We start from the raw sequence: 6,015 nt of genomic DNA on the forward strand, positions 1-6,015 counted from the left end.
CATCTGGATGAGGGATTCTATCATGAATACCAGTGCTGTTAGCTACTAACTGAGCATTGATTACCACCCCACTAGGTAAAACAACATAAGAAGACCATGCTCCATCTGCTATCGCACCAGGATTAACTTCTGCTGGTGGGAAACCAAATAATAATCCATCTGCTGATGTTCCTCCGGCGGTCAAAGATCTTTTTGGTGAAAAATCTACAGATCCTTCAAAAACAAGCCTCCCGTCATCGGTCCAAGTAGCGTTTTGTTCTCCTCCAGAACCTATAGCTTCTGCCATTCTAGGTGAGAAAATAACCCCTAATTCTCTTGACATTTCTCTATCAGATGATTCTGTAATTACATAATAACATTCTCTAGGCCCATTAGGTGTAGTTTCCCAACCTTGAAACATCGGAAATCTGGCTGTTGGACCTGCCGGAACTACTGATCTATCTGTTCTAAAATCAATACCCAATATACTTGGTAGAAAGACATTTTGTTCTGCAGTAAACGTAAGTGCAGGATTGTCTGCATTAAAAGGAATTCCTCCGTCTTGTCTAATACTTTCTAACAATAAACTGGATTCTGATACTACTGGTGGTTCTACTACTATTACTGCATCATCGTCACTACAGGCGGTAAAGATTGAGGCTGTTATTATACTTAAAAATATTAATTTTAACTTTTTCATTTTTGTGTTTTTTAAATGTTTGTGTCTATTAAAAAAAACAATTGGCCAATCGTTTCTATGAATCAAAAACTGATGTTTTAATTTTGATATAAGTTGAGACGACAACAATATTTTGTACTTACAGGATAAAAACTTACAGAATAAATAAAATTTATGGATATTTTCTTTGTAATAAGTAAAAAGTATCTTATTCTAAAGGGTTTAGGATGGAAAACTGACTAAATATTTTTTTTCAAAAACAAATGTTTTTATTGAAATATTAGTAATTAATTAACAGAATGATAACGTTTTGGAAGAGAGATTGAAGTTTGTAAATGTTAGGTAGCTAACACATTTAGAGGGAGTTCGGGGATTTGTATTTATAGTCAGAACATAAAAATTCTTCTACATCGTTTATGACAACCTTTGAAATTTTTAATTCTTAAAAATTAAAAAGCGCTCATTAATTTATATGAGCGCTTTTCATCAAAGTTGAGTGATATTTAGGGGTAATTATACGTTTAATATCCAAAATCAAAGGAACCTTCTGATACTTCGACACCACTTCTGGTACTAAATTCGAAACTTCCGCTAATACATTTTGATTCAGTATTATGTTCTGTGATTATAAGTTTTCCAGATGAGGCCGATGATTTGTCCTTATCTAGTGCATATGAAGCACTATAATTTCCTGATCCAGATAATGGATATTCTCCTGGAGCTACATCTGCTAAAAATACTACAGTAATTTCCTCGGTTTCATTACTTGCAGTAATTAATATAGAAGCGTCATCAACACCAAATAGTTTGGCGGTATGATTATCGGTAATCATTTCAGAGTCGTTAACCATAGCAGTTAATGATGCATTAAGCAAACAAGGGTTGATTTGTTCGGTAACATTGTCTTCTTCTTCGATCACTCCATTTTCGAGTGGGAGTCTATAAAACCATCCATCACTAAAATTCAAGATGTTACCTTTATCATCTTTAAGGTTTTTAAAAGTAAAATTACCAGAAACCTCATTGTTATAAACTTCTGTTATTGTTACTTGTCCTGTGGTCTCTCCGTTTTTTGAAAGAAATTTTGTTTGGTTTTTCTGAAAACTGGCTTTACTTACCGTTTTTTGCGAAGTTTTATACGTTCCTACTTTGGTTGATGTAGTGGTAAAACTTATAGATTGATCTCCTGCACTTCCAGATATTACTAAAGTTCCATCGTCATAGATAACAGCTTTTTTAAGGGAAGTTCTAAATAGTTCTCCATCAACTTTTGCTTGAAGAGCAGGATCGTTGATTTCGATATCGGTTGAACAAGAAGTAAAAATTAAGCAGACTACTGCCATTAATAGAGTAATTTTTTTAATCATAGTATGGGGCTTTAGTATGATTTTTTTACGGAATTACCGTAATTACATCGTTATGTGTACAAACATAAAGGTAAAATTTCAAGAAAACAATTTTTTGATCGAAAAAAAGCATATTTAATCGATGAAATACACAAAACAGGCTTTAGTGAGAATGAAAAGTAGGTTAAATAGTCGTTTTTTGTTTAAAAATCTACTTTTGAAATGTTCTTTTTTTAAGATCAAAATATAAATATTTGTAGTTCAATGAATAAACTTCACTTCAATGATTCTTTTTAGTTAAAAAAAGTTATCTTTGCGCCCTTAATTATAAATAGGGTCGAGTACCCAAAAATTAATTTTTATGCCTGTTAAAATCAGATTACAAAGACATGGTAAAAAAGGGAAACCTTTTTACTGGATCGTAGCAGCTGATGCTAGATCAAAAAGAGATGGTAGATTTCTTGAAAAATTAGGTACGTATAATCCTAATGTAAACCCGGCAAGTGTTGACTTAGATGTTGATGGAGCTGTAAAATGGTTACAGAATGGTGCACAACCTACTGATACTGCAAGAGCAATTTTATCTTATAAAGGAGCTTTGCTTAAAAACCACCTTGCAGGTGGAGTAAAGAAAGGTGCTTTAACAGAAGAACAAGCTGCAGAAAAATTTGAAGCTTGGTTATCAGAAAAAGAAGGAGCTGTTAATTCTAAGAAAGAAGAATTAGCAAAAGCTGATGCATCTGCAAAAGCAAAAGCACTTGAAGCTGAAAAAGAAGTTAATGCAAAACGTGAAGCTGCTGCAAAAGCTGAAGAGGCAGAAGCAGAAGCAGAAGAAACTGTAGAAGCTGCCGCTGAGGAAGCAGAAGCAACTACCGAAGAAGTAACCAAAGAAGCTAGCAACGAGGAAGAATAGTTGCAATTATTAACGATGAAGAAAGAAGAATGCTTCTATCTAGGAAAAATCGTAAGTAAATTTAGCTTTAAAGGGGAGGTATTAGTAAAACTAGATACCGATGAACCCGAAAGTTATTCAAGAATGGAATCAGTATTTGTTAATTATAACAATAATCTGGTTCCATTTTTTATTGAAAGATGTGCTTTGCACAAAAGCGATTTACTACGTATAAAATTTGAAGATGTAGATACAGAAGAGGATGCGGATGACCTTATGAAGGCTGAGCTGTATCTTCCACTTACATTATTACCTAAACTTGATGGAGATCAGTTTTATTATCATGAAATCATAGGTTTTAAAATTGTTGATGCTTCTTTTGGAGAAGTAGGAATAATTAAAGCTGTAAATGATACAACGGCTCAGGCTTTGTTTGAAATTGATCACAATGGGACTGAGATTCTTATTCCTATGAATGATGAGTTTATTGATAAGATAGATAGAGAGTCTAATGTGATTCATGTCAAAACTCCCGAAGGGTTGATAGACCTTTATTTATAATACAGACCTTTTACTATACTTTATAGGATTAATATTTTCAATATCTTAATTAGGATGTCAAAGCCTTTTAAATTTAAAGAATTTACTCTTCATCAGGATCGTTGTGCTATGAAAGTAGGAACAGATGGGGTTTTACTGGGAGCCTGGGTGCCAATTGATGGTGCTGTGGATTCGATTTTGGATATCGGTACAGGCACGGGAGTAATTGCTTTGATGTCTGCCCAACGTTCTAATGCAGAGGTTATCGATGCTCTCGAAATTGATGCAGATGCCTATGAACAGGCAGTAGAGAATTTTGAAGCTTCATCCTGGGGAGATCGGTTGTTTTGTTATCATGCATCCTTTCAGGAGTTTATGGCAGAGATAGATGATCAGTATGATTTGTTAATTAGCAATCCTCCTTTTTATAGAGAAGATTATAAAACCTCAGATACAAAAAGAGATATGGCCAGGTTTGAAGATGCTCTTCCTTTTGAACATTTGTTAGTAGGAGCATCAAAATTACTATCAGATCAAGGAAAATTTGCAGTAATTGTACCCTATAAAGAAGAAGAGCGTATTATTGACCTTGCTTCACAAGTAACATTATTTCCCCTTAAGATTACAAGAGTAAAAGGAACTCTTACTTCAGAAGTTAAGAGGAGTTTATTGTTATTTGATCGAGAAAAGAAGACTCCCGAAATTGACGAATTGATTATTGAAAATGCTCGTCATGAATATACTAAATCCTATATTGATTTGACTAAAGATTTTTATTTGAAAATGTAATACATAAAAAAAAGGAGAGTCTGTTAAAACTCCCCCTTTTCCAAAATTCAATCACTCTATGGAATTTAATTTATTGCACTATAAATTAAAGTCTTATTTGTCATCAAAAGATGTTGTTATTTGGTAATCCAATTACCTTCTGCATCACAGAAAACTTCCATCTCTTTTTCTCCTTGTTTTAATACTAATCTAAATTCTGATGCGTCTTCTTTAGCACCTGCTTTTTCGATAGTTGCTCCTGCAAAATCTTTAGCTACTGCATCAATTACAGGTTGAGGTAAATTTTCTATGGCTAAATCGATATATTTATCCTGAACCGGAGCATTTACTTCTGTATCATTAGAAGCTACTTCTTGAGCAATCATATTTTGAGTTCCTACTAATAATCCTAAGGCTAATACTGGTAATACAAATAATTTTTTCATCTTGTTTAAGTTTTAATTTTTTAAATCCTTTATTGTTATACTATATCTATATAGAAGAATTATGCCAGAGCTTTTGAAATGTTAATAAAATGTATTTAAAAATCTAATTACCAGTCGTTTATATTTTTATTTGATAAGCTAAACTTCTTTTTTTATTGCTTTTTTGTGTGGAAAAAAACGTTGATCTGCGGAATTTATACACGGAATTGAACCACTACTGTATAATTAAATATTTCATTCTTTTGAGTTCATGTAGGTTCGTATTCTAAAATAAAAAAAGGAGAGTCGTTAAAACTCTCCTTTTTCCAAAATTCAATCACTCTATGAAGCTTAATTTATTGCACTATAAATTAAAGCTCTTAGTTTGTTATCAACATTTATCCTTTGATGTTTCCTTCTGCATCAAGAACAACTTCTGAGGTCTTTTCTCCTTGCTTTACAGTTACTTTAAATTCTGAAGCATCTTCTTTGGCTTCTGCTTTTTCAATAGTAACATCTGGCATTTTACTGGCTATAGCATCTAAAACTGGTTGGGGCAAATTTTCAACTGCTATTTCAATAAATTTATCTTGAACAGGAGCATTTACTTCTGTATCATTAGAAGCTACTTCTTGAGCAATCATATTTTGAGTTCCTACTAATAATCCGAAAGCTACTACTGGTAATACAAATAATTTTTTCATCTTGTTTTAGTTTTAACGTTCTTTATGCTATACCTATATAGAAGAATTATGCCATTGGAGAATTGAGATTTGATATTAAAGATCAATGCATTGTTTTTCAATAGGTTAACGATGTTTTTGCATTGAGTTGATTTTTATTGATCATGTCTTATTTGTGTAGAAAAAAGCTGTGATCTGCGGAATTTATACACGGAATATTAAAAAAACATACTTATTCTTACTATGATGGAGTTTAGTGATTTTAGATCTTTATTATCTTTTTACAATAAGATTACTTTGTGAATTACAATTGAAACGTACTACCCCTAAATATTTCATAAAATTTATATGCATTAAAATAAACTTCATAAATTTTACTTCTCTTTAAATTGTTGTGCATTAATCAATTTAATAATCACTTGGTAATCCATATGAATTCAATTTATCAAGATAAATATTATGATCACTTTTCAAAAAGAAATGATATAGATCCTCCTCAATTTTCGAGAGATGAAAACTATATGATGCGCTTCAATACGCAATTGCCTAGTTATAAGTTTGATGAAAATAGCTTAAACCCGTTGTGCATTTAGAAAAAGTTGCGCAAACTGCTAAAAGGCAGTAAATTGTAGTTACGACACTATAATTCATATGCACAACTTTCAAGCAAATTACGATAAAATACTCAAGGTTTTAAAAGGAT

The 6,015-nt window shown here is 32.2% G+C and carries 6 protein-coding genes and 1 pseudogene; 3 read left to right on the forward strand and 4 right to left on the reverse strand.

The genetic code is table 11. The features are described 5' to 3' along the window. Positions 1-679: pseudogene (locus FOF46_RS30165) on the reverse strand (hypothetical protein); the annotation flags it as partial. 500 nt (positions 680-1,179) lie between these two features. Continuing rightward, entirely contained in the window at positions 1,180-2,025 is an 846-nt protein-coding gene (locus FOF46_RS30170) for a DUF6252 domain-containing protein (RefSeq protein WP_143919141.1), read from the reverse strand. Between the two features lie 340 nt (positions 2,026-2,365). Here FOF46_RS30170 and FOF46_RS30175 point away from each other — a divergent pair, with 340 nt between their 5' ends. From FOF46_RS30175 to FOF46_RS30185, 3 genes are read left to right on the forward strand one after another with little or no spacing between them, the layout of a single operon-like run. Then, the gene (locus tag FOF46_RS30175; protein ID WP_109434214.1) at positions 2,366-2,917 is read left to right on the forward strand and encodes a 30S ribosomal protein S16; all 552 of its coding nucleotides are present in this window, start codon (positions 2,366-2,368) and stop codon (positions 2,915-2,917) included. A gap of 15 nt (positions 2,918-2,932) precedes the next feature. Further along, positions 2,933-3,457, forward strand: coding sequence for a ribosome maturation factor RimM (rimM, locus tag FOF46_RS30180; protein ID WP_109434213.1), 525 nt, complete (start codon positions 2,933-2,935; stop codon positions 3,455-3,457). Between the two features lie 54 nt (positions 3,458-3,511). Beyond that, positions 3,512-4,225, forward strand: coding sequence for a tRNA1(Val) (adenine(37)-N6)-methyltransferase (locus FOF46_RS30185; protein WP_143919142.1), 714 nt, complete (start codon positions 3,512-3,514; stop codon positions 4,223-4,225). A gap of 116 nt (positions 4,226-4,341) precedes the next feature. On the opposite strand, the gene FOF46_RS30190 is transcribed toward FOF46_RS30185, so the two are convergent. Then, positions 4,342-4,650, reverse strand: a complete 309-nt coding sequence (locus tag FOF46_RS30190; RefSeq protein ID WP_109434211.1) for a hypothetical protein — start codon at positions 4,648-4,650, stop codon at positions 4,342-4,344. A gap of 377 nt (positions 4,651-5,027) precedes the next feature. After that, on the reverse strand, positions 5,028-5,333 hold the full coding sequence (locus FOF46_RS30195; RefSeq protein ID WP_109434210.1) for a hypothetical protein: 306 nt from the start codon (positions 5,331-5,333) through the stop codon (positions 5,028-5,030). Between the last annotated feature and the right edge of the window lie 682 nt (positions 5,334-6,015).

This window comes from Aquimarina algiphila, from assembly GCF_007489275.1.
Classification (GTDB): domain Bacteria; phylum Bacteroidota; class Bacteroidia; order Flavobacteriales; family Flavobacteriaceae; genus Aquimarina; species Aquimarina algiphila.

Bases quoted from the DNA above. Each gene is read 5' to 3' on its own strand.
- FOF46_RS30170 (WP_143919141.1), bottom strand. From the start codon at position 2,025: ATGATTAAAAAAATTACTCTATTAATGGCAGTAGTCTGCTTAATTTTT.
- FOF46_RS30175 (WP_109434214.1), top strand. From the start codon at position 2,366: ATGCCTGTTAAAATCAGATTACAAAGACATGGTAAAAAAGGGAAACCT.
- rimM (WP_109434213.1), top strand. From the start codon at position 2,933: ATGAAGAAAGAAGAATGCTTCTATCTAGGAAAAATCGTAAGTAAATTT.
- FOF46_RS30185 (WP_143919142.1), top strand. From the start codon at position 3,512: ATGTCAAAGCCTTTTAAATTTAAAGAATTTACTCTTCATCAGGATCGT.
- FOF46_RS30190 (WP_109434211.1), bottom strand. From the start codon at position 4,650: ATGAAAAAATTATTTGTATTACCAGTATTAGCCTTAGGATTATTAGTA.
- FOF46_RS30195 (WP_109434210.1), bottom strand. From the start codon at position 5,333: ATGAAAAAATTATTTGTATTACCAGTAGTAGCTTTCGGATTATTAGTA.